Raw genomic sequence first — 21,472 nt, 5'->3', positions numbered from 1 at the left:
GCCACTTCTCCTGACCACGCCGTGTTTAACAGCGGTTCGGAGCCGCTGGATCGCTATTTGCGAGAGCCGGATGGGGCCTATAAACTGAGCCATCCGGTCAGCGCGGTGGGGTCGCCAAAACACGTGGCGGCACCACTGGCGTCCAAGCGTTCCGCGCTGTGTACGCCGCAGAGCACCCCCACCGGCAAGACCCCGGCGGCAATGGCCATTTCCATGTCATGCACGGTGTCGCCCACCATGATGGCCGCGGCTGGGGGCAGGTCGTAGTGCTGCAGCAGTTCATGGAGCATCAGGGGATCCGGTTTGGAGCGGCTTTCATCGGCACAGCGACTGGCGCTGATGCAAGCGGCGAGACGGGGATGTTCGCCCAGCACCCGATCCAGCCCGCGGCGGGCTTTGCCGGTGGCCACGGCGATCTCATAGCCGGCGTCGGCGAGTTGCACCACCGCGTCTTCCACCCCCGGAAAGAGGGGCATTTCACGAACCGGCGTGCCGAAAAAGCACTCCCGGTAACCCTTCAGAATCCGTTCCCGGGTAAGCTTATCCGCATCCGGGGCGAGGACTGATAGGGCGCTTTCCAGCCCCAATCCGATGATTTCCTGGTACTGCCGTGCACCACGGTCCGCCAGTCCTGCAGAGGCAAAAGCATGGGCCATACAGCCGCAGATGGTAGAGATGCTGTCCATGAGGGTGCCGTCCCAATCGAAAATGATCAGTCGGCAATCATCAGGGGGCAAAATCATCCGGCAGACTCCTTACGCAGTGGGGTGAGAATGGCTTGCAGATCAGCAGGCAGCGGGGCCTCAATGCGCATGGGCCGGCCATCCTGCGGGTGGCGGAAGGCCACCAGGGCCGCGTGCAAAAAAAGTCGCCGCAGACCCAGGGCGCGCAGACGCTGGTTGAAGGCCGCATCGCCGTATTTCTCATCGCCCGCCACCGCATGCCCGATCGCTTGCAGGTGAACCCGAATCTGGTGCGTGCGCCCGGTATCGAGATCAGCCTGCAGCAGCACCGCGCCGGGGAAATGTTCCAGTGGCAGAAAACGCGTATGTGCGGCCTTACCCTCCACCGGGTCCACCCGCACCATGCGCTCACCGGACTGCAGGGTGTTCTTGCGCAGGGCCAGACGCACGGAACGCGCCTTTCCCTGCCAGTCACCGGCCGCCAGCGCCAGATAGCGCTTCTCCATAAGGCCTTCCCGCAGGGCTTCATGGAGCGCGCGCAGCGCCGAGCGTTTTTTGCTGAGTATCAGACAGCCGGAGGTATCGCGGTCCAGGCGATGTACCAGCTCCAGTTCGCGGGCAGCGGGCCGCAACTGGCGCAACGCCTCAATGACGCCCCAACTCAGGCCCGATCCCCCGTGCACGGCCAGCCCGCTGGGCTTGTCCAGCACCAGCAGATGGCTGTCTTCGTAAAGGACAGCGGCTTCCAACTGACTCTGCAAAGAGGCGGGCAGTACGGCGGGATCGCTGGGCGCCGCCATCCGTACCGGCGGCAGACGCAATACGTCGCCCTCGGCCAGATGGTAGTGCGGCCGCGCCCGCCCCTTGTTTACCCGCACTTCACCACTGCGCAGGATTTTGTAGATATGGGAGCGCGGCACGCCTTTCATCACCCGCAGGAGGAAGTTATCCAGCCGTTGCCCCGCCTCCGCGTCGGTTACCTGCCATTGTCGCACCCCATTGTCTGCCATTTTTCCTTACCCTTGCGCTTTTCATTTGCGATTCTATTCTTTTATGGCATATATTTCGACCTGGGACGCTGCGCTTCTCGGAGCGCGGCCCCAATTTCAGCATCGCCTGGTAAATCCCGGCGGTCCCAATTACAAACGCTGCGCTCCCTGACGGGTCCTTTCGGGCTTGCGGGTTGAGCGCCGGAGAAAGAAGAACTTATGAAACGGATGTTGATTAACGCTACCCACGCAGAGGAGTTGCGGGTGGCTTTGGTAGACGGTCAAAAACTCCTCGATCTGGACATTGAACGCGCTTACCGGGAGCAGAAAAAAAGCAACATATACAAGGGCCGCATCACCCGTGTGGAGCCCAGCCTCGAAGCCGCCTTCGTCGATTACGGTGCCGAGCGGCACGGCTTTCTGCCCCTCAAGGAAATCGCCCGGGAATACTTCCTGCAACAGGAACAGGGCCGCAAACGCATCCAGGATCTGGTGCGGGAAGGTCAGGAAGTCATCGTTCAGGTGGACAAGGAAGAGCGCTCCAGCAAAGGTGCGGCGCTCACCACCTTCGTCAGTCTGGCCGGACGCTATCTGGTGCTGATGCCAAACAACCCGCGTGCCGGTGGCGTCTCCCGGCGCATTGAAGGCGAGGACCGCACCCAGATCCGCCAGCACCTGCAACTTCTGGACATTCCCGAAAACATGGGGGTCATCGCCCGCACGGCGGGGATCGGTCAGGAGCTGGAGGCCTTGCAGCGCGATCTGGAGTATCTCAAACAGATCTGGCAGGCCATCGTCGATACGGCGGCACCGCGTGCCGCTCCTTTCCTGATTTATCAGGAGGGTAATGTCGTGGTCCGCGCGCTGCGCGATCATTTCTCCGAAGATTTCGGGGAGGTGCTGATCGACGACGAGGCAGCCTACAATGCTGCGGTGCAGTTCATGGGCTCCATGATGCCGAAGATGGTGCATCGTCTGAAGTATTACGACAACGACGTACCCCTCTTCTCTCGCTATCAGATTGAACAGCAGATCGAGTCCGCATTCAGCCGCGAAGTGCGCCTGGAGTCGGGGGGCGCCATCGTCATCGATCATACCGAAGCGCTGGTGGCCGTCGATGTGAACTCGGGCCGCGCCACCAAGGGCCAGGACATCGCGGAGACCGCGTTTCAGACGAACCTGGAAGCCGCTGAGGAGATCGCTCGGCAGATTCGTCTGCGCGATTTGGGCGGGCTCATCGTGGTCGACTTCATCGATATGGAATCCCCCAAGCACCAGCGCGAAGTGGAGAACAAGCTCAAGGAGGCCCTCAAGCTGGATCGGGCCCGGGTGCAGTTGGGGCGCATCTCCCGCTTTGGCCTCATGGAAATGTCCCGGCAGCGTCTCGGCGCCAGCCTGGAGGAATCGTCTTCTGAGCCCTGCCCGCGCTGTAACGGTACCGGTCAGATACGGGGCTGCGAAGCCACCAGCATGCACGTCCTGCGCCTGCTCCATGAGGAGTGCATGAAACCCGGCGCCGCCGAGGTGGAATGTCAGGTGCCGGTGGATGTGGCGGTGTATCTGCTCAACGAAAAGCGCCGCCCGATTCTGGAATTGGAGGCCAAGACCGATACCCGCATCCTGATCATTCCCACGCCGGACATGGTTACGCCCCATTATCAGATTCAACGGACGCGCGTGGAGGGCGGCAGCAGCCGGCCGACGCCGGTGCCCAACGGTGACAGCAACACGCTGCCCGCACGCCCCAGCCGTCCGACGAGCGAATCAGCGGCGCTGAGTCCATTGACCGCGCCGCCGCCGCCCGAAGTGTTACCGCCATTACGCACACCACCAGCACCTAGCGGCCCGAAGGCGAAAGCGCCCGCCAAGGCCGTTCCGCCGGAAGAAGGTATTCTGGCCCGGCTGGTGCGGGCTCTGGTATCCCGTTATGTGCCCGTTGACGCGGCGACTTTCCTGGCGGAAACCAGTGGCACGGAGCTGCCGACAAGCACGGAGCCCGTCAGCGAGACGAGCACCGAGGATCAGGAAAACGACGGCGAAGGCCGCAGCAGCCGGCGCCGGCGCCGCGGTGGACGCCGGGCCCGTGCACGGCGCTCCATTCAGGGCGGAGAGAATGGCGCAGAATCACCTTCTGCAGATGAGGAGGTCTCTGAGAAGAATACCTACACGACAGGGGGGTTCCAGGAGAACGATCTGCTGGCGGGTCCCGAGGAAGACACCCATGTCGCGGAAGCACTCGTCTATCCCGGCACGGTACCCGCCGCCGCCGACTGGCACCAGATGCTGGTCCCCGCCAAGGCGCTGACTCCAAGTGCGGTGCATCAGGAGGAGACCGCCCAGGAACCCGTACAGGGTGACTTACTGGCCGTGGAGGCGATCCCCGGTGAAACCGAGCAGCAGTCTTTCCCGCTGGACGAGCGCTGAGAAACGGCTACTTATCGCTCAAACCGGGTAAGTAGTGCCTCATTCCCGCCGCCACATGGTGCCGCCGGGGCCATCTTCGAGGATGACTCCCGCGGCGGTTAATTCCTGCCGGATCCCATCGGCACCCGCAAAGTCGCGCGCCTGCCGCGCTGCGGCGCGCGCGGCGATACGCTCCTCGATCCAGCGCGCATCGGTCGCATTGCCGCGGAGAAAATCTTCTGCTTCTTGTCCCAACAAGCCCAGCACACCCGCCAGTTCACGCAGCAAAGTGGCGAGCGGCGCGGCTACTTCGCTGCCTTCATCCCGCAGGCGATTTATCTCGCGGGCCAAATCAAAGAGCACGGCAAGGGCTGCTGGCGTATGAAAGTCGTCGCTCATGGCGGCATGGAAACGTTCCCGCCACTCGCTGCCCAGCTCCGCCACGATTTTGCGCTTGGGCATCCCGCGCAGGGCGGTATAGAGCCGGGTGAGGCCCGCCTTGGCTTGCTCCAGCGCCTCTTCCGCATAATTCAGTGGGCTGCGGTAATGGCTGGACAGGATAAAAAAACGCAGCACCTCGCCCGAATAGCGGGGTAAGAGTTCCCGTACCGTGAAGAAATTATTCAGCGATTTGGACATTTTCTCGTCGTTGATGCGGACAAAGCCGTTGTGCATCCAGTAATGGGCAAAAGCGCAGCCCGCGCCCTGTGACTGAGCGATTTCATTCTCATGATGCGGGAACTGCAGATCCGCACCACCACCATGAATATCAAAGGCGCAGCCCAGAGCGTCGGCGGACATGGCGGAACATTCGATATGCCATCCGGGCCGTCCTTCTCCCCAGGGGGAGGCCCAGGACGGCTCGCCGGGCTTGGCCGCCTTCCACAGGGCAAAGTCCAGAGGATCACGCTTGTCTTCGCCAATATCCACCCGTGCGCCCGACGTCAATTCGTCAATGGATTTGCCGGACAGGCGCCCGTACTCCGGGAAGCTGCGCACCGCGTAATACACATCGCCATTGGCCGCCGCATAGGCGTGCCCTCTGTGGATGAGTTCGCCGATCAGGGTCTGCATGGCGCCCACATGCTCCGTCGCCCGCGGTTCCTGATCAGGGCGCTGGCAGAGCAACGCCGCCTCGTCTTCGTGCATGGCGTCGATGAAGCGTGCCGTGAGAGACTGGATCGATTCGCCACGCTCCAACGCCCGACGAATGATTTTGTCGTCGATATCGGTGATATTGCGGACGTAAGTCACCTCGTAGCCGCGTTCACGCAGATAGCGCGCCACCGTATCGAAGGTGACCATGACCCGGGCATGGCCGAGATGACAGAAGTCGTATACGGTCATCCCGCAGACGTAGAGTCCCACCTGATTGGGGCGCAGCAGCTCCAGCGGCGTTTTACGGCGGCGCAGGGTGTCATAGAGGGTCAGTACCGGCAGGGTGGTCATATTTTTAGCCTCGACAAGCGTTCAGGAGCGTTGGGCGGCGGCATGAAGACGCGTTAACGCGCGCGCTTCACCGATGAGGGGGAGGAGCGCCGCCAGTTCCGGTCCGTGGGTGAGCCCGGTAAGCGCGGCGCGCAGGGGCATGAACAGCGTCTTGCCGCGCTGCCCGCTGGCGTGCTGCAAGGCTTTGGTCCAGAGCCGGTAGTCGCCACCCGACGCCTGCAGCGTCGCCTGGGCGATGGACCAGAACTCAGGGCTGGCTCCGGTGATGGCCCCGACCGCCTCGGCATCGACGGTGGGGGAGGCAAAACAGCGTTCAGCCCAATCCAGTGCGTCGACGGGCAGCCGAATATTGGCACGCACCGCCGCCACAAAATGCATTTCCTGCCCTGGCGGCACCTTGTCCTGCAGATGGGGTGCCAACCAGTTCCAGACGGCGGCATCGTCCAGCGACTGTACCGCTTCGTGCTGCCAATGCTGCAACTGCACCATATCAAAATGGCTGGGCGCCCGGCTGATCTGGGCCAGCGCAAAGCCCTGCGCCAGTGCGCTGCTATCCAGAAAGCCCGTCGCGCTGTAATGATGACCCAGACGGGCGAGGTAGTTAAGCACCGCCGGGGCCAGATAACCGGTCTCGCGCAGACCGCGCAAGCTGACTGCCCCGTATCGCTTGGACAGAGGTTGACCGTCGGCACCGAGTAACAAAGGCAGATGACCATAATCGGGAACCGGCAACCCCAGCGCCTGCAAGATCAGGATTTGGCGGGGGGTATTGGTCAGGTGGTCCTCGCCACGCAAGACCAGATTCACCCCCATCAGCGCATCGTCGACCGCGTTGGCAAAGAAAAATGCCGGGCTGCCGTCACTGCGGCGGATGACGAAGTCCCCCAGATCAGCCAACGCATACTGGCGCTCGCCCCAGACCAAATCCGATACCGGGAGGGTGCCCTGATCCGGCACCCGGAAACGCAGCGTGGGCCGGATGCCCGCCGCCTCCCGTTCAGCCCGCACCTCGGCATGAAGATGCCGACAATGTCCACCATAGCGTGGTGCCTTACCCGCGGAACGCTGTACGGCGCGCTCAGCGGCCAGGTCGTCGGCGCTGCAATAGCAGGGATAGGCCTGTCCACTGGCCTGCAAACGGGCATAGTACTGGTCATAAATGGCCAGACGCTCCATCTGCCGGTATGGACCGTGATCACCACCCCGGTCCGGGCCTTCGTCCCAGTCGATACCGAACCACCGCAGGTCTTCCAGCAAGGCCTTCTCATAAATTTCGGGAGAGCGCTGCTGATCCGTGTCTTCAAGACGTAAAATGAATGTTCCACCCGCGCCACGCGCCGCCAGCCAGGCGAAAAGAGCTGTGCGGGCGTTGCCAAGGTGCAGGTAACCGGTGGGGCTGGGTGCGAAGCGACTCTTTAGATTCATGGTGGTATAGTATTGCGCCATCGGCCGCGTCGCAATGCAAAAGCCGGGACAGGATACTTCGCAAAGTGCAGACTCGAATGCACTTTGCGAAGTACTCATACACACGGAAGAAACGGAATGGCTCAAGCTAATACCCCGCGCACGCGCTCTAAGCAACCTAAGCGCCACCATTACGGACGCTGGATTTTACTGATTATCCTGTTGATTCTGATTAATATCGGGATTGGTGTCGGTATCTACGTCTACCGCATCTGGCAGACCCTGCCGCCCATCCACGAGCTCAAGGAATGGCGTCCCGACGAGCCTCTGCGCATTTATGCCGCGAATGGCGCACTACTCCAGGAGGTCGGTCCGCAGATGCGTTATGCCCTGCCCATCGACCAGATCCCGGTCAAGTTGCAGGAAGCCTTCATATCCGCCGAAAACGCCCGCTTCTACAGCGACAACCCCCTTAACTACCCGGTCAGCTACCCTGGGATTCTGCGGGCCGCGATAGTGGACGTTATTCACATGGCACCGGTCCAGGGCGCCAGCACTATCCCGGAGCAGGTAGCGCGCAACTTTTACCTGACTCCGCAAAAAACCATTTCCCGCAAGATCGCGGAAATCCTTCTGGCCTACAAACTCGCCAATCACTTTACGCACAAACAGATTCTTGAGCTTTATCTGAACAAGATTTATCTCGGTCAGGGTGCCTACGGTGTGCAAGCTGCGGCCCGGACCTACTTTGGAAAAGGCGTCAGTCATCTGACTTTAGGGGAGATGGCAACCATTGCGGGACTACCGCCGGCACCTTCCGTTTTAAACCCTGTCGTGAATCCCGATCTCGCCAAAAAACGGCGTGCTTATGTGCTCAAACGCATGGAAAGGCGCGGTTACATTTCTGCGGATGAAGAGGCGAAGGCCAACGCGGAACCCATTCTTTCGCGGTATCATGCGGCTGCCAGCAACGGTGCACCGTATGTCACCGACTGGATCGCCAGTTGGCTTACCCAGCAATTCGGCAGCGATTTCACCTACCGTTCCGGACTCAAGGTGTATACCACCATCCTGCCACAGGATCAGGAGGCGGCGAATGAAGCGGTTGCCGTGGGGCTGGAAAACTACGATATGGGGCTATCCAGTATGGACCCCAAAAGCTACCGCGGCCCCATCGCGCATCTCAGCGGGGACACGCTGCAGGCCGCACTCGCGGGTAAGCGGCCCGATGTGCTGCCACCCCATGACCCTGCCAACCTGCGCTGGGGCGTAGTGGTCAGCGCCGATGCCAAAAGCGCCACGGTCTCTCTGGAGGGCAAGAAAAACGTCATTCTCACCTTGCGCGACGTGAGTTGGGCACGCCCCCGTTACGGCGCCCCCAAGCCACGTTCGGTGAATGCGGTTCTGCACAGCGGTGACTTGGTCTGGCTGCGCCCTTATGTACATTCGGTTACAGCGGGGGCGGGTCAGGAATGGGGTGCCAATGTCTGGTCCTCTGCCGGCAAGGATGCGGGCTGGCAGCTTTCACAGATTCCTCAGGTACAAGGCGCTTTGGTGAGTCTGGACAGCCGTACCGGGGCTATCCACGCCCTGGTGGGTGGCTTCAGCTATGAACTCAGCCATTTTGATCGCGCCGTTTTTGCTTATCGGCAGCCGGGCTCGGGCTTCAAGCCCTTCGTTTACGCCGCGGCCATGGATGCGCCAGCGCTGCTGGCTTCAGGCAAGAGCAGTTATATGACGCCACAGACGCCGATTCCAGATACCCCCCTGTCCATTACCCTGCCCACCGGACAGGTCTATGCGCCAACCAACTATAGCAATCAGTTTTCCAATATACCGATCCCGGTGTGGTCGAATCTGGCTTACTCTCATAACGTACCCAGTGTTCGCATCCTCATGGATATCGGCATCCCCTATGCGGCGCAGTATGTGCAACGCTTTGGTTTTCCGGCCAAGCAAGTACCGCAAGTCCCCTCCATGGTGCTTGGCGCGGGAGATTACAGCCCCTTACAGCTCGCCCGCGCCTATGCGGTCTTCTCCAGCGGCGGTTTTCTGCCCAATCCCTATCTCATCACCAAAATTGTGAATAGCCGCGGTACGCAAATTTCCTTGCTCAATTGTCCCATGGGCTATACCCCGCCCGCCCAACAGACGGCCATACCTCCGGGCGTAGCCTATTTGCTGACGGAGATGATGCAGCAGGTGATCAAGATCGGAACGGGCGTCGCGGCACAAAGTCTGGGGCGCAATGACATTGCGGGCAAAACCGGCACGACCAACCACGAAGATAATGCGTGGTTCAATGGGTTCAGTCCGCATATCACCACCAGTGTCTGGGTGGGTTATGATGACAACCGCACCATGGGCCGTTGGGCTGCGGGGGCGCGCGAGGCACTGCCTATCTGGATTCACTTTATGCGAACGGCCATGGCAGGCAGCCCGGCCACCGGCTTCTTCCGGCCGCCTTCGGTGACCGGCCCCACCATCAGTGGCGGTAGTAACGTCATTGGTGTCAGTGATTATCTCGCCGGGTATCCACCGGTTGCGGCTTCCACAGCTTCCACGGAAAGTGGTGCTGGGGATAGTCTTGGCGACAAATTGATTAACACCATCAAGAACCTTTTCTAAAGAAAAAGCGGGGATCGGCGGGTGGCTATGGCGCCGCCTCCGGTACTTCGTTCAGACTTTCCACATAATCTCTCATCACCTGATCGGCCACCCTGGTGCGCAATGCCACAAAAAGTATAACGAGACTAAATAGAGCAATGATTCCCATATCCCAGAAGAAAGGCACGAGGCCTTTGCCGCCGAGATTTTGCGGGCCCAGATAGCTGCAGATCCATAGACCGGCAAAATAGGGTAATACCCACCACGCATAACGCCATCCCAAACCCTCCGCACGGCGCTCTTTGACCAGAACATAATGGTAAATCAGAAAAATCACCATCAGCATGGCCAGGGCGACAAAGGTAAAGCTCAAGGTGGCGAGCCCGGCCCAGAAGATAATCCAATTGGCCACCACAAAGGCCGCCGGAGCGATCACTTCCGCGCCCCGGAGACGAAAAGGACGTGCCGCATCGGGCATGGCGCGGCGCAATTGCAACAGCACAATCGGCCCCAAACTGTAGGAGAGCACGGTTACCGAAGAAATATAGCCCACCAGTTTCTGCCAGGAAGGAAAGGGGAAAAAAAAGAGCGCGCCAACCGCATATACCACCAACAGAGCGATCCACGGCACGCCACTGCGGTTAATCCGCGCCAGCCCTTGCGGTGCACTGCCCATCTCCCCTGCCGCCATGGTAACGCGTGCCGATGAGGTCGTGTAAATGAAGGCGGTCCCCGCTGGCGACACCAGGGCATCCACATAGAGGATGACGCCCCACCAGGTGGCGCCCACGGCTGCGGCCAACGCCGCAAAGGGGCCAGTGAGCCCGGTAAAAGTCAGGTGTGACCAGCCCCCGTGCGCCAGACCGGCCGGATCCACAGCCACCAGAAACGCGAATTGCAACCCTTCATACAGCAAGGTGCCAATCAGCACCGAACCGATGACCGCTATGGGGATGCTACGCCCCGGATTCCGGCTTTCTCCCGCCAGATCAATCGCCTGCCGAAACCCGAAAAAGGAAAAAATAATCCCGGCACTGGCCACGGCAGTGAACATGCCCTCCAGCTCCCCCTGGGAATGATGCAATTGCAGGTTCTCGGGGTGCCAGGACAAACTCAACAAGACGAAAATAGTGGCAGCCGGAATAATCAGCTTCCACCAGGTCGCGGCGCTATTCAGCAACAGCACCCAGCGAATCACCAGAAAATTAAGCAGCACAAAAACGCCCAGCAGCAGAATAGCGGCGCCAAAACCCCGGCCACTGAGCACGCCCGCCTCACCAGAAAGAAAACCCGGCAGATAATTATTCGCATAGGTGAGCACCGCCGTCACTTCGACCGGCGCAATGGAGACATAAGAAAAAAAGAGGATCCAACTCCAGATGCGGCCTAACAACGGGCCATTACCCAGGTGACTGATATGGACGATAGAACCGCTGCGCGGAATCATTGGCCCCAATTCGGCGTAAACCAGCGCCAGTAGTAAAATGGCTGTCGCCCCCACCGCCCAGGAGCCCAGGCTCAGCGGCCCTGCCTGCTGCGCCGCATGCAGCGGCCCAAACAGCCAACCGGAACCCACTATGGCTCCCAGACTCGCGTAAAGCAGCCCGATCAGCCCCCCTTCTCGCCGCAGATGACCCGCCGCCATGGCATATTTCCTCGTTTATGGCCTGTGTAAATAGCAGAACTGAGTGGGGAGTGTAATGCAACCTTGCGCATCACAACACTGCATCAGTTGGTTTTCCCGGTCTCGCCCATGGCGCAGGCCGTCTATTGAGTACGTTGACGATATCCCTGCGAATCAGAGAGGATATCGCTCAAGCAGATATGGCTTACCCGACAAAGGAGAAATGGAGATTGGCAGCCCGCAAAAAAAAGCAGGTCAAACCCGCTCGTGGCCGATGGGTGATTTTCGGCGTCCTGACGGTCCTGTGCGCAGCCGCCGCTGCGGGCATTGCGCTTAACCTGCCGATTCATTTGCGCAAAATCAGCGCGCCCGTAGCGACACCGGAGCGGACGGTGTCAGCGCCCGTTCAACGTGCCGTCGATCTGGGGTCTTATGGCGTCACCGTCACGAATCATGCCGGAAAAATCCAAGCGCTGACTATTCATCCGGTGGCGATCATGCAGGGCAATGGCCCCTGGAAGAAGCTTCAGCCCCTGCAGGGACAACTGGACGCGCGTATCGCCAACCCCTTCATGGCTTTTCCGGACTTGGCTGGCATCACCACTTCCATCTCCGCCCAGTCCGCACTGGAGCAACAAATTCTACAAAACATTGCGCCGCTGCTGAAGGGCGCGGAACCGGGCTGGAAAATCATCGGGATACAGCTGCACCCGGCGCTGCAATCTCCACCCTAATGAAATATCTGGGCCGCCTGAATCCCCACGATCCATTCCACGCGTATCTGCAAGAGCAGATATTCCCACAATTGCTCACCAAACAGCCCCCCCATCAATTCCGGGTATTCCAGTTTCCGGCATCCAATGCGGTTTTTCTCTACGAGGAAACCCATTCACAGCATAAAGTCATCGGTAAATTCTTCAACCGGATCGGGAAGGATCCGCAACAGGCCTGGGAGCGGGCCCATAACGAATGGCAATATATGCATACGTTGCGCGACCTGGGCTTCAAAACCGGGCGATTGTATATTCCGCAACCCCTGGGAATTTCATGGGATATAAACAATGTCATCATAGAGGAATTCTGTCCGGGACAATCCCTTTCCGGAGTCATTGCGGAGAGCATTGAGCGCAATGATGCAAAATTATTATATGCACGCCTGACGGACCTCGCCTATTTCCTTGCCAAATTACATAACTGGACAGCGCGCTCTGAAACCGTGCGCTTTGATGCGCACTTTGCCTATTTCGACAAGATCATCGCGCGTCTGCAAAGACGCCACCGGATATCCAGCCATCAAACCAGTGAGTTCTACCATTACCGGGAACTCTGGCAACAGATGGGCAGTATGTGGGCGGACCGGCAAGTCTTGATCCATGGCGATGCCACACCCTCCAATTTTCTCTTCGCAACCCATCGGCGTACCACTGCCATTGATCTGGAACGTATGCAATTTGCAGATCGCGCGTATGATCTCGGCATGATTGCCGGAGAAATAAAACATCATTTCATGCGCACCACCCATCATGGGGAACATGCCGAACCATTTATCGGCCATTTTCTCTGGGAATACAGCACTCATTTTCCGGACCGCCATGCGGCTTTTGCATCGATTACCGAGCGAATTCCCTTTTATATGGGTATGACCCTGTTACGCATCGCCCGTAATTCCTGGCTTGACTGGCGTTACAGCCAAGCCCTGGTCCACGAAGCCGTTCACATTCTGCGGAGGTAGCACCATGTCCATACGCGCCGTTTGCATAGATCTTTATGGCACCATGATCAACATTGAAACCAATGAGGAAATGGAAGATATTTATCGTGGCATCTCCCATTATCTCACTTATCACCGGGTCTTTATGAACCGGCGAGAGGTCCGGGAACGCTACTTCGCCATCATGAAGGAGAGAAAACGTCAATCTGCTGAACGATACCCGGAAATAGACGTCGAGGCGATCTGGCACACCTTGCTCACCCAGGAGAACAGCAAACCGGTCAAGGGCCGGGAAAGACTGGCCAAAGAGTTGGCACGCCTGCACCGTGGCCTCTCCCGCACTCGCCTGGAGCGTTACGATGGCATCAAACGCACACTGAAAAGCCTGCAGGAAACCTACCGCCTGGCCACCATTTCTGACGCACAACGCTGCTTCGCCCTCCCCGAAATGCGCGCGATGGGTATTAAGAAATATTTTGATGTACAGATTATTTCCGGTGACTATGGTTATCGCAAACCCGACTCCCGGTTATTCGCCATGGCCGCAGAACAATTGGAAGTGGCCCCCCATGAGGCCATTTATGTCGGCAATGACATGTATCGCGATATTTATGGCGCCCAACAGGCGGGGATGAAAACCATCTTTGTGGACTCCAATCAGGGCAGCAAATCCTATAACGACGTAGCGCCGGATTATTATGCGCGTGACTTTTATCAAGTGCTGGATGGCGTCGGCTTTCTGGCACAAAAACATGCAGACGGCGATGACTGATTACGGTTTTATCCCGCCGTAAGAGCGCGTGCCATCAGGCCCTTGAGTGGTGTCATCTTGACATCTCCGGAGCGCCGAATCGGTACCCAACCCCTTTTTCGGTCACCAGATACTGCGGCATTCCGGGATCATCCTCAATCTTTTCCCGCAGGCGTTTGATATATAACCGGACATAGTGGGCCTGACCGCCACTGTGCTCTCCCCACACGGCATTGAGAATTCGTCGATAGGACAATGTCCGCCCCTGATTCATCACAAAAAGGTGAAACAGTTGATATTCCTTGGGCGTCATCGGAATGGTCACCCCGTCCTTGCGAACGGTATGGGTGAGATCATCCAGCTCCAAGACGCCAATGGCCCAATGGAATGATTCGACGGATGAACCTGCTGGTCGTCGCCGCAAATGCGCGCGCAGACGTGCGAGCAGCTCGCCAATGGTAAACGGCTTGGTGAGATAATCGTCGGCGCCACTATCGAGGGCTTGTACCTTGTCAGCCTCGCTTCCGCGCGCAGAGATGACGATGATGAATGCCTGCTCCCCTTCCTGCTCGCGTATTCGATGGATTAGTCCCTGTCCATCCCCATCCGGTAAACCAAGGTCCAGCAGAATCAGGGCGTACGGCCGACCTTCCTGGATTTGTCGTTTTTCCCAAGCCTTCCAGGCGTGTTTCAGCGTGGTTACCCAGTGCAAGCGATACCCTGGTTCGCGGTCCATCGCTGCCTGTAGAAACCCGCCAATACTCGGGTCATCCTCCACCAGCAGGATATCGAGATCGCCTTCGTGCGTGGTCGTCATGGCTTAGTCTCCGTCCGGTGGCATAGGCGGTTCAGTCTCCCGAGGTACGGTAAAACAAAACACCGCGCCGCGCACGACGACCCGGTTACGCACCCAAATGCGTCCTCCATGCAGCTCAATAATCGCAGCGCAAATCGCTAAACCGAGTCCGCTTCCACCCAATCCGACAGGGGGTTTAATCTGGCTGAAACGGGTGAATATTTCCTCTTCGCGACCGGGCGGCACGCCAAAGCCGTGGTCGATGACGCAAACGGTAATCTCCGCATCGTTCGCATAGGCCTCTAATTCGATAGCGCGGCCCTGCGGGCTATATCTGCAAGCATTTTCCAGGAGATTAGCGAGCACTTGCACCATGAGTTGCGGATCCACGAGGAGCAGTGGCAAGTCTTTGGATATCCGCGCCTGAAAAGGGCGATCGGTGCATGCGGCCTTAACCTGATCGCGCGCTATGACCAACAGATCTTCCAGAGGAACCCATTCTTTTCTGATATGGAGTCGCCCGGACTGCAATGCGGCCATGTGCAGAATGCGATCCACGGTGTGTTCCATCTTTTGGGTTTGCTCGCGGATATTCTCCAGGAGATCGTGCTCATCGGCCGTCAGGCCCTGCGCATTGCGTTGCAGTGTCGTCGCTGTACCCAGTACGCCAGCCAAGGGCGTCCGGAGGTCATGGGAAACGGCGCCCAAGAGCGCATTTTGTAATCGCTCGACCCGCAAACGGACATCCGCTTCCGTACGTTGCAGGGATGCTTGCGCTGAATCCAGAGCCACCGCGATGAGTCGCGCCACCGTTTCGAGAAAACGCAACCAGTCTGCAGGGGCGCGACGCAGGTCGAGATCGGACAGCATCATGACCCCCAGCGCACGCTCGCCGGACAGCATGGGCATAAACAGCGCCGGGATATCCGCCAGCGTGTCGGTGCTCATTCCGGCGTTCTTTTTATTGAGGAAACTCCACCGGGCGGCAGCCCGCAGGTTGCGTTCTGGCGCTTCCAGTTCGGTGGACGCTGGAAACATCTGCAACGGACTATCCGCATTGTCCGCCGGTGGCAGCCAGAATGCGGTCGCGATACCCAGGGTCTGATGCAAATTCTCGATGCTGGCGTTGAGAATCCCTTCGACACCACGGGCGCCGCTGAGCGCCTGAACCAGTTGATAGAGATTGCGCGCGCGCCGCTCGCGGGTCCGGGCCATGAGCTCCTGATCGCGGGATCGCGCCACCAGTTGGCTGATGAGCAGGATCAAAGAGAGGATCAGCGTAAAGTAAGCAAGCGAGCCCACCGTCGTTGGCAAACCACGATCCAACCCAAACGAGTAATAACTGACCACGGCGGCAATGAATGTGATGAGGGAGGGCCAGCGGCCGTACATCAGGGCGGTGCCCACCGCACCCAGCATGTAGAGCATGAAGACTCCGGCAAAACCCAGGTAAATCCCCAGAGACCAGGCCAAACCACTTAAAGCGAGGCCTAACGCCCCGCTGATCACAAAAGCGCGATTCCGGGTGCGGCGTCGCAGGGACGTGTCCACGATGCCAAGGTACTGTTGATTTCGCAGGCGTCGATCTTCCGAAATAAATTTTTTTACCGGCAACGGATGAATCACTACATCAATACCGCGCTCGCTGTTCAACAGGTGCGCCGTCAAAGAACCGGGCCACCACCAAAGAAATTTGCGCAAACCCTGCGTCTGTCCCAGTACAATCTGGGTGACGTCGCGCAGTCGCGCATAAGCCAACACTTCCGCGCCGACATTTACTCCGGTCAGACGTGAGGTTTCCGCGCCCAGACTTTCCGCAAGATGCAGGTGATTCCATATCCACGCCTGGGTCTGAGGTTTCTGCAGCAGGCCGCGTGGGGTGTCCACATGAATCACCAGCCAGTCGGCCCGTTGAGCGGTCGCCAGATGATAGGCCGCGCGCACCAGATGCTCATCTTCCGGGCGGCCACTCACGGCGACCAGCAAACGATCCCGGCTACCGCTGCGTCGCCCCTCTTCCGGATTCTGTTGATGAAACTGTCGCAACTCCAGATCAACCCGGTCCGCTGCCAGTCGCAATGCCAACTGCCTCAGGGCGATCAGGTTACCTTTACGAAAAAAATGCGTCATCGCGCGCTGACCGCGTTCGCCCAGGTACACCTTACCTTCTTTAAGCCGTTGCAAGAGATCCTCGTCAGTGATATCTACCAGAATCACTTCATCGGCCTGCTGGATGATCTGATCCGGCAGGGTCTCCTGAACCTGTATCCCGGTAATCTGCTGGACGACTTCGTGAACGCTCTCCAGGTGCTGAACATTCACGGTGGTCGCCACGGAAAGGCCCGCGTCCAGTAGTTCCTCCAGGTCCTGCCAGCGCTTCTTGTGACGTGAGCCAGGGGCGTTGCTGTGGGCAAGCTCGTCCAGCAGAAGCAGTCCGGGGCGGCGAGCAAGGGCCGCATCCAGGTCAAACTCTTCAAGCACCACATTTTTATAAGGAATATGCACGCGCGGTAATACCGGCAGGGCATCGGCCAAGGCTTGGGTTTCACTGCGCTGGTGGGTTTCGACGATACCCACCAAAACATCCACCCCTTTGGCCATCTCTTGCTGCCCGTAGCGCAGCATGGCGTAGGTCTTCCCAACACCCGGGGCGGCACCAAAGAAAATCTTGAGGCGGCCGCGCTGGCGCGCCTGCTCCTCTTGCTGCACCTGTGCCAGCAGGGCATCCGGATCAGGTCGCCCATCTTTGCGATCTTTAGTAGCCATCGGTTATTACCAGGTACCGGATACCACCGTCCATAACGCTCCCTCGTTGCCACGCCTGCCCGCGCTTGAGCATAGGCCAAAGCCCGGCCATTACCAAGCGGGTTCACGCCAAAGTTATCTGCAACGAGTAAGGTGTACCCCAAAAAAGCACCATTTATATAGAATTTATAGATGCTTTATATGGGATTTATAGATGAAGCCTTGCTAGACTTTCATGCGAGCATTTTATGATTGGGTGCGGGATGTTGGCCCGTGCTCACGCAGGAGGTTGGCATGGAATTTGTGTACTTATTTATTATTATCGGCTTTTTCCTGGCATCCATAGGCGTTGTTGAGCTATTGGATCGCCTGAGGAGCATAAAATGAACGCGTTCGTGTGGATAGGCCTCGGATTGGGCGCCATGCTCTTCATCTATCTTCTGGTATTTTTGATTAATCCGGAGCGGTTCCTATGATATCCACTACCATACTGACAGCCGCGGTTTTGTTGTTGACCATTCTGCTGGCCTTACCTCTGGGACGCTATATGCATCGCATCTATGCGGGCGATCGATTCTGGGCGACACGTCTGATGGGTCCCGTGGAACGGGGACTGTACCGCGTCACTGGCGTTTCGGCGAGCGAGGAAATGGGTTGGAAGCGCTACGCCATCGCTCTGTTGATCTTTAACCTGATCGGTGGCGTTTTTCTCTATACCTTGTTGTTGGCGCAAGGTGCGCTGCCCCTAAATCCTTTACACTTCGGTGGCGTCCAGGGTGGCTCCGCATTCAATACTGCAGTGAGCTTTCTCACCAATACCAACTGGCAGGATTACGCTGGCGGCTCGACCATGAGTTATCTCTCGCAGATGCTGGGCCTGACCGTGCAGAATTTCCTTTCGGCGGCGACGGGTATCACCATCGTCCTGCCCATCATTCGCGCTATCGCCCGTCATAGAACCAAGGACCTCGGAAATTTCTGGGTCGACATGACCCGCACCGTTTTATACGTGCTGCTTCCCCTCTCCGCGCTCTTTGCATTGATTCTCATGGAACAGGGCGTGGTCCAAACCCTCACCGGTGCGGTGCGGGCAGATCTTATTGCACCCTTTGTATCCGGCGGCAAGACCATTCTTCATCAGATAATGCATGTGGGACCGGTAGCCTCTCAAGAGGCCATCATGATGCTCGGCAACAATGGGGGCGGTTTCTTCAATATGAACGATGCCCACCCTTTCGAAAATCCCACCGCTCTTACCAACTTTCTAGAAAACCTGGCCATGATTCTCATCCCCTCCGCACTCGTGTTCCTGTTTGGGCATATGGCTAACGCCAAGCGCACGGCATGGGCCATCCTGATTTCCATGCTGGTGCTCTTTATCCCCCTGACGCTCGTAAGTCAGCACTATCAACTGGCCGGGAACCCTGTGCTTACCCCGTTGGGGATCTCCCAGGCCAACACCGCGAGTCTTGCCGGTGGTGGCAATATGGAGGGAGTGGAAGACCGCATCGGTGCTGGCGCGACCGCGCTCTTTGCCACGGTGGCCACCGCGACCTCTACGGGGGCGGCCAACGGCGCCTACGATTCCCTCATGCCGTTGTCCGGGGGGGTAAATCTTTTCCTGATGCAATTGGGTGAGGTCGTGTTTGGCGGCGTCGGTTCAGGGCTCGCGACTTTCCTCGCCTTCATGATTTTTGCGGTTTTTCTCGGTGGTCTCATGGTGGGACGCACGCCGGAGTTTCTCGGCAAGAAGATCGAGTCCTTTGAAATAAAAATGACCTCTCTCTCCATACTGGTCATGCCGTTGCTGGTGTTGATTGGTACTGCCCTTGCCGTCACCACGGTGGCGGGGCGGGCCGGTGTATTCAATCCCGGGGCGCACGGTTTCAGCGAAATGCTCTATGCCGTGACGAGTCCGGCCAACAACAATGGCAGCGCATTTGGCGGCCTGAGCAGCAACACCCGGTTCTACAACCTGCTCACCGGCATGTGCATGCTGCTGGGCCGGTACTGGAGCTATTTGCCGTTGCTGGCACTGGCGGGTGCCCTGGTCGAAAAAAAGAAAATTCCCGCAGGATCGGGAACGCTGACGACTTACACGCCTATTTTCATTGGCCTGACGGTTGGCGTCATTCTTCTGGTCGGCGCGCTCAACTTCTTTCCGGCGCTGGCACTGGGTCCGATTGCAGAGCAACTGGCGCCCCTTGCCACCCTGACTCATTGAGGAATCATATCCATGGAATCTACCCATCATACACATGCGGCATCTCCGATCCACTGGAAAGATCAGAGCCGGGGCGCCCTGTGGGACAGCTTCAGCATGCTCTCCCCGCGTCGCCAGTTGCGCAATCCGGTGATGTTCGTCGTCTACGTCGGCTCCTGGCTGCTGCTGGCCCTCTTTTTTCACGATCTGATCGTGCATAACGGTGAGGCGCCTTTTACCGGCGTGATCGACCTCTGGCTCTGGCTCACACTGATTTTTGCCAATTTTGCCGAAGCGCTGGCCGAGCGTCAGGGCGAGGCCCAAGCCAACAGTTTGCGGCAGAGCCGCCAGGAAGTTACGGCCAAAAAACTGCCCAAAGCGGTGCGCGAGGCGGGCTATAAGGAGGTTCCCGGCGCCAGCCTGCGCAGCGGCGACTTTGTCCTGATAGAAGCGGGCGACCTCGTCCCTACGGACGGTGAGGCGGTGGCGGGAGTCGCGGCCGTCGATGAGAGCGCCATCACGGGCGAGAGCGCGCCGGTCATCCGCGAAAGCGGTGGTGATCGTAGCGCGGTCACCGGCGGTACCCGGGTGATCTCGGATTGGCTCATCATCCGGGTGACACAGGAGGCCGGACACACCTTCCTCGACAAAATGATCGCCATGGTGGAGGGGGCGTCGCGGCGCAAAACCCCCAACGAAATCGCCCTGAGCATCCTGCTGGTCGTGTTGACGCTGGTCTTTCTCGTGGTCACCGTCACCCTGTTTCCATTTTCCTGGTATAGCGTGCATTACGCTGGCCACTCCGGATCAGTGATCAGCCTGACGGTGCTGGTCGCCTTGCTGGTCTGCCTGATTCCCACCACGATCGGAGCGCTGTTACCCGCTATCGGCATCGCGGGCATCGTGCGGTTGTTGCAATCCAATGTGGTGGCGACTTCCGGGCGCGCCATCGAGGCGGCGGGCGACGTGGACGTGCTACTTCTCGACAAAACCGGCACCATTACCTATGGCAACCGATCCGCAGCGGCGTTTTACCCCGTGTTGGCGGTTACCCAGGAAACCCTCGCGCAGGCGGCCCGCCGCGCCTCTTTGGCCGACGAGACGCCGGAGGGCAAAAGTATCGTGACCCTTGCCGAGAAACATTACCCGCAAAGCCGGGAAACCTTACCACCTGAAGCGCAATTGATTCCTTTCAGTGCCGAAACCCGCATGAGTGGGGTGGACTGGAATGGGCAGCAATTGCGTAAGGGATCTCCCGACGCCATGAAGGCGTGGGTCCAGTCGTTGGGGGGCGCCTGGCCTACAGAGCTGGACGGCATAGTGCAGGAAATCGCGGGTGGTGGTGCAACACCCCTGGTGGTCTGCTCTGGCGCCGGGGTGTTGGGGGCCATCGAGTTGCGGGACATTGTCAAAGCCGACATCAAATCGCGCTTTGCCGAATTGCGGGAGATGGGTATCCGCACGGTCATGGTGACCGGCGACAATCCGTTGACGGCCGCCGCCATTGCCGCCGAGGCCGGGGTTGACGATTATCTCGCGGAGGCCAAGCCCGAAACCAAACTCGCCCGCATCCGCGCGTATCAGAATGAGGGCTATATGGTGGCAATGACCGGAGATGGCACCAATGACTCGCCGGCACTGGCCCAGGCCGACGTTGGTCTCTGCATGGCCAGTGGTACCCAGGCGGCGCGCGAAGCCTCCAACATGGTCGACTTGGACTCCAACCCCACCAAGCTGCTGGAGATCGTCCAGATCGGCAAGCAACTGCTGATGACCCGCGGCGCCCTCACCACCTTCAGTGTGGCGAACGACGTGGCCAAATACTTCGCCATCATCCCGGCGGCGTTTGTATCGACTTACCCCCAACTGGAGGCACTGAACGTCATGGGCTTGAGTTCACCCACCCACGCCATCATGGCCGCTGTCATTTTCAACGCGCTCATCATCCCCTTTCTGATCCCCCTGGCCCTCAAAGGCATCAGGTTCCGTGCCGACTCGGCGCAACACGTCCTGCGCCGCAACGTGTGGATCTACGGATTGGGCGGCATTATTGCGCCATTTATCTTTATCAAGTTGATCGACATGCTGCTGGTTGTACTGTAGGAGG

Annotated in this window: 15 protein-coding genes; 8 read left to right on the top strand and 7 right to left on the bottom strand. The window is 58.8% G+C overall.

The genetic code is table 11. The features are described 5' to 3' along the window. Positions 1-77: 77 nt before the first annotated feature. Together M0P56_RS11730 and rluC are read right to left on the bottom strand one after the other, a co-directional pair. Positions 78-743 carry an HAD family hydrolase gene (locus M0P56_RS11730; RefSeq protein WP_291510210.1) on the bottom strand — a complete coding sequence of 222 codons (666 nt, stop codon included), beginning with the start codon at positions 741-743 and terminating at the stop codon, positions 78-80. Continuing rightward, the gene (rluC, locus tag M0P56_RS11725) at positions 740-1,693 is read right to left on the bottom strand and encodes a 23S rRNA pseudouridine(955/2504/2580) synthase RluC (protein WP_291510209.1); all 954 of its coding nucleotides are present in this window, start codon (positions 1,691-1,693) and stop codon (positions 740-742) included. The genes M0P56_RS11730 and rluC overlap by 4 nt, the downstream gene beginning before the upstream one ends. A gap of 198 nt (positions 1,694-1,891) precedes the next feature. Between rluC and M0P56_RS11720 the strand changes: the two genes are divergently transcribed. Further along, positions 1,892-4,096: an Rne/Rng family ribonuclease gene (locus M0P56_RS11720; protein ID WP_291510208.1), complete on the top strand. Its 2,205-nt coding sequence runs from the start codon at positions 1,892-1,894 to the stop codon at positions 4,094-4,096. A gap of 39 nt (positions 4,097-4,135) precedes the next feature. Here M0P56_RS11720 and cysS read toward each other — a convergent pair whose 3' ends face one another. Next, entirely contained in the window at positions 4,136-5,524 is a 1,389-nt protein-coding gene (gene cysS / locus M0P56_RS11715; protein WP_291510207.1) for a cysteine--tRNA ligase, read from the bottom strand. A gap of 21 nt (positions 5,525-5,545) precedes the next feature. Then, positions 5,546-6,970 carry a glutamate--tRNA ligase gene (gene gltX / locus M0P56_RS11710; RefSeq protein WP_291510206.1) on the bottom strand — a complete coding sequence of 475 codons (1,425 nt, stop codon included), beginning with the start codon at positions 6,968-6,970 and terminating at the stop codon, positions 5,546-5,548. A 96-nt stretch (positions 6,971-7,066) separates the two neighbouring features. Between gltX and M0P56_RS11705 the strand changes: the two genes are divergently transcribed. After that, complete coding sequence (locus M0P56_RS11705) at positions 7,067-9,556, top strand: penicillin-binding protein 1A (protein WP_291510205.1); 2,490 nt, start codon at positions 7,067-7,069, stop codon at positions 9,554-9,556. Positions 9,557-9,581: 25 nt separating this feature from the next. Here M0P56_RS11705 and M0P56_RS11700 read toward each other — a convergent pair whose 3' ends face one another. Beyond that, positions 9,582-11,180: an APC family permease gene (locus tag M0P56_RS11700; protein ID WP_291510204.1), complete on the bottom strand. Its 1,599-nt coding sequence runs from the start codon at positions 11,178-11,180 to the stop codon at positions 9,582-9,584. 209 nt (positions 11,181-11,389) lie between these two features. On the opposite strand from M0P56_RS11700, the gene M0P56_RS11695 reads away from it, so the two are divergent. Genes M0P56_RS11695 through M0P56_RS11685 form a run of 3 tightly spaced genes read left to right on the top strand, consistent with a single transcriptional unit; the run spans position 11,390 to position 13,642 of the window. Further along, positions 11,390-11,893 carry a hypothetical protein gene (locus M0P56_RS11695; protein WP_291510203.1) on the top strand — a complete coding sequence of 168 codons (504 nt, stop codon included), beginning with the start codon at positions 11,390-11,392 and terminating at the stop codon, positions 11,891-11,893. Then, positions 11,893-12,891: an aminoglycoside phosphotransferase family protein gene (locus M0P56_RS11690; RefSeq protein WP_291510202.1), complete on the top strand. Its 999-nt coding sequence runs from the start codon at positions 11,893-11,895 to the stop codon at positions 12,889-12,891. The genes M0P56_RS11695 and M0P56_RS11690 overlap by 1 nt, the downstream gene beginning before the upstream one ends. A 4-nt stretch (positions 12,892-12,895) precedes the next feature. Further along, positions 12,896-13,642: an HAD family hydrolase gene (locus M0P56_RS11685; RefSeq protein WP_291510201.1), complete on the top strand. Its 747-nt coding sequence runs from the start codon at positions 12,896-12,898 to the stop codon at positions 13,640-13,642. Between the two features lie 52 nt (positions 13,643-13,694). On the opposite strand, the gene M0P56_RS11680 is transcribed toward M0P56_RS11685, so the two are convergent. Beyond that, positions 13,695-14,438 carry a response regulator transcription factor gene (locus tag M0P56_RS11680; RefSeq protein WP_291510200.1) on the bottom strand — a complete coding sequence of 248 codons (744 nt, stop codon included), beginning with the start codon at positions 14,436-14,438 and terminating at the stop codon, positions 13,695-13,697. A gap of 3 nt (positions 14,439-14,441) precedes the next feature. Then, positions 14,442-17,183 (bottom strand): sensor histidine kinase KdpD, encoded by a 2,742-nt coding sequence (locus M0P56_RS11675; RefSeq protein WP_291510199.1) that lies wholly within the window; start codon positions 17,181-17,183, stop codon positions 14,442-14,444. Positions 17,184-17,545: 362 nt separating this feature from the next. Between M0P56_RS11675 and kdpF the strand changes: the two genes are divergently transcribed. From kdpF to kdpB, 3 genes are read left to right on the top strand one after another with little or no spacing between them, the layout of a single operon-like run. Next, complete coding sequence (gene kdpF / locus M0P56_RS11670; protein WP_009569099.1) at positions 17,546-17,638, top strand: K(+)-transporting ATPase subunit F; 93 nt, start codon at positions 17,546-17,548, stop codon at positions 17,636-17,638. Further along, entirely contained in the window at positions 17,635-19,386 is a 1,752-nt protein-coding gene (gene kdpA, locus M0P56_RS11665; RefSeq protein ID WP_291510198.1) for a potassium-transporting ATPase subunit KdpA, read from the top strand. The genes kdpF and kdpA overlap by 4 nt, the downstream gene beginning before the upstream one ends. Positions 19,387-19,398: 12 nt before the next feature. Continuing rightward, a complete protein-coding gene (gene kdpB, locus M0P56_RS11660) occupies positions 19,399-21,468 on the top strand; it encodes a potassium-transporting ATPase subunit KdpB (RefSeq protein WP_291510197.1) in 2,070 nt (689 codons plus the stop codon). The last annotated feature ends 4 nt before the right edge of the window (positions 21,469-21,472 follow it).

Source organism: Acidithiobacillus sp., from assembly GCF_023229925.1.
Lineage (GTDB): Bacteria > Pseudomonadota > Gammaproteobacteria > Acidithiobacillales > Acidithiobacillaceae > Acidithiobacillus.
This window is presented reverse-complemented; position numbering and strand designations above follow the sequence as displayed.

Excerpts from the sequence above, each read along its gene's own strand:
- M0P56_RS11730 (WP_291510210.1), bottom strand. The coding sequence starts at position 743 with ATGATTTTGCCCCCTGATGATTGCCGACTGATCATTTTCGATTGGGAC.
- M0P56_RS11685 (WP_291510201.1), top strand. The coding sequence starts at position 12,896 with ATGTCCATACGCGCCGTTTGCATAGATCTTTATGGCACCATGATCAAC.
- M0P56_RS11700 (WP_291510204.1), bottom strand. The coding sequence starts at position 11,180 with ATGGCGGCGGGTCATCTGCGGCGAGAAGGGGGGCTGATCGGGCTGCTT.
- kdpA (WP_291510198.1), top strand. The coding sequence starts at position 17,635 with ATGATATCCACTACCATACTGACAGCCGCGGTTTTGTTGTTGACCATT.
- M0P56_RS11680 (WP_291510200.1), bottom strand. The coding sequence starts at position 14,438 with ATGACGACCACGCACGAAGGCGATCTCGATATCCTGCTGGTGGAGGAT.
- M0P56_RS11705 (WP_291510205.1), top strand. The coding sequence starts at position 7,067 with ATGGCTCAAGCTAATACCCCGCGCACGCGCTCTAAGCAACCTAAGCGC.
- gltX (WP_291510206.1), bottom strand. The coding sequence starts at position 6,970 with ATGGCGCAATACTATACCACCATGAATCTAAAGAGTCGCTTCGCACCC.
- kdpF (WP_009569099.1), top strand. The coding sequence starts at position 17,546 with ATGAACGCGTTCGTGTGGATAGGCCTCGGATTGGGCGCCATGCTCTTC.
- cysS (WP_291510207.1), bottom strand. The coding sequence starts at position 5,524 with ATGACCACCCTGCCGGTACTGACCCTCTATGACACCCTGCGCCGCCGT.
- rluC (WP_291510209.1), bottom strand. The coding sequence starts at position 1,693 with ATGGCAGACAATGGGGTGCGACAATGGCAGGTAACCGACGCGGAGGCG.
- kdpB (WP_291510197.1), top strand. The coding sequence starts at position 19,399 with ATGGAATCTACCCATCATACACATGCGGCATCTCCGATCCACTGGAAA.
- M0P56_RS11720 (WP_291510208.1), top strand. The coding sequence starts at position 1,892 with ATGAAACGGATGTTGATTAACGCTACCCACGCAGAGGAGTTGCGGGTG.
- M0P56_RS11675 (WP_291510199.1), bottom strand. The coding sequence starts at position 17,183 with ATGGCTACTAAAGATCGCAAAGATGGGCGACCTGATCCGGATGCCCTG.
- M0P56_RS11690 (WP_291510202.1), top strand. The coding sequence starts at position 11,893 with ATGAAATATCTGGGCCGCCTGAATCCCCACGATCCATTCCACGCGTAT.